Here is a 1,849-nt window from a genome sequence, read left to right on the forward strand (position 1 = left end):
GGTGCGTCACCGCCACGCCCTTCGGACGGCCCGTGCTTCCCGACGTGTAGATGAGATACGCCACGTTTTCCGGACGCACCTCCGACGTCACCGGGCAGCACGACTCCTCCGCCCACCCCTCCTCACGGTCCAGGCAGACGGCCTGTGCGGTGAAGGGGGGCAACGACTCCAAGAGGTGCGAGTGCGCCACCAGCGCAGGGCCCTGGGCGTCTTCCAACAGCCAGCCCAGCCGCTCCTTCGGGTAGCTCGGGTCTAGCGGCACGTACGCGCCGCCCGCCTTCAGGATGCCCAGCGTCCCCACCACCACGTCCGCGGTGCGCTCCACGCACAGGCCGACTCGCGACTCCGGGCCCACGCCCAGCTTGCGCAGCCGGTGCGCCAGTTGGTTCGCCTTTGCCTCCACCTCCCGGTACGTCAGCCGCTGCTTGCCGCTCACCACCGCCACGGCTTCCGGGGTGCGCTTCGCCTGCGCCTCGAAGAGGTGCGGAATCGTCGCGTCGCGCGCGTACTCCGCCTGCGACTGGTTCCACGTCACCAGCACCTGCTGGCGCTCCACGGGCGTGAGCATGGGCAGCCGGCCCACCGCCACCTCCGGCTTCGCCACCACGCCTTCCAGCAGCACCTTCAAGTGCTCCACCATCCGGCGCACCGTCTCTGCTTCGAACAGGTCGGTGCTGTACTCCACCGATCCACTCAGCCCCTGCGGCGTCTCCGTGAAGAAGAGGCTCACATCGAACTTCGATGTGCGGCCTTCCAGCGCCAGGGGCTTGAGTACCAGCCCCGGAAGCTGGGCCTCATCCATCGGCACGTTCTGGAGCGACATCAGCGATTGGAACAGCGGCGTGTGGCTGAGGCTGCGCTCCGGGTGGAGCGCTTCCACCAGCTTCTCGAAGGGCACGTCCTGATGCTCGTACGCGCCCAGCACCGTCTCCCGCACCTGCGCGAGCAACGCCCGGAAGGACTGGTCCCCCTCCACCTGCGCGCGCAGCACCAGCGTGTTCACGAAGAAGCCGATGAGGCCCTCCACCTCCGCGCGCGTGCGGCCCGCGATGGGCGAACCCACGCTGATGTCCGTCTGCCCCGAGTAGCGCGACAGCAGCACCTGCCATCCCGCCAGCAGCACCATGAACAGCGACACGCCCTCCTTCTGGGCGAGCGCGCTCAGCCCGTGCGACAGCTCCGGGGACAGCATGAAGCCCAGCGTCGTGCCGGCGTTGGTGCGCACCGCCGGACGCGGGCGGTCCGTGGGCAGCTGCAGCACCGGCGGCGCCCCGTGAGCGACCGCTTCCAGTAGTCCACTTCGCGCTGAAGCGTCTCATCCCGCAGCCAGTCCCGCTGCCAGGCCGCGTAGTCCGCGTACTGCACCGGCAGCGGAGGCAGGCTCGCCGCCAGCCCCCGTGACAGCGCGACGTACAGCGCGACGAGCTCCCGGAGCAGGACTCCTACGGACCAGCCGTCGGAGACGGAGTGGTGCATCGTGACGACGAGCACGTGGTCGCGCGCGTCCAGGCGCAGCAACAGCGCGCGCAGGAGCGGGCCCCGCATCAGGTCGAAGGGCCGGGCCATCTCCTCCATCACCCGGTGCTGGACCTCCTCCTCCGTTGCCGCTCCAGACGCCCCCAGGTCCACGAGGCGCAGCGGCACGTCCACGGACGCGTGGATGCGCTGGACCGGCTGGCCCGCTTCCTCTTCGAACGTCGTGCGCAGGGCTTCATGCCGGCGCACGACCCCGTGCAGGGCCTGCTCCAGCGCCGAGGCGTCCAGGTCGCCCTCCAGCCGCACCACCGTCGGCACGTTGTAGAGCGGGCTGCCCGGCTCCAGCTGGTCGATGAACCACAGCCGCTGCTGC

General features: G+C 70.2%; 1 protein-coding gene and 1 pseudogene. Both read right to left on the bottom strand.

Annotated elements, in window-relative coordinates:
- The coding region (locus tag ACLEQD_RS42500; protein ID WP_410391669.1) for an AMP-binding protein at positions 1 to 568 on the bottom strand (568 nt) is incomplete at its 3' end.
- A gap of 30 nt (positions 569 to 598) precedes the next feature.
- A pseudogene (locus tag ACLEQD_RS42505) lies at positions 599 to 1,794 on the bottom strand (condensation domain-containing protein); the annotation flags it as partial.
- Between the last annotated feature and the right edge of the window lie 55 nt (positions 1,795 to 1,849).

This window comes from Corallococcus sp. 4LFB, from assembly GCF_046520365.1.
GTDB classification, from domain to species: Bacteria; Myxococcota; Myxococcia; order Myxococcales; family Myxococcaceae; genus Corallococcus; species Corallococcus caeni.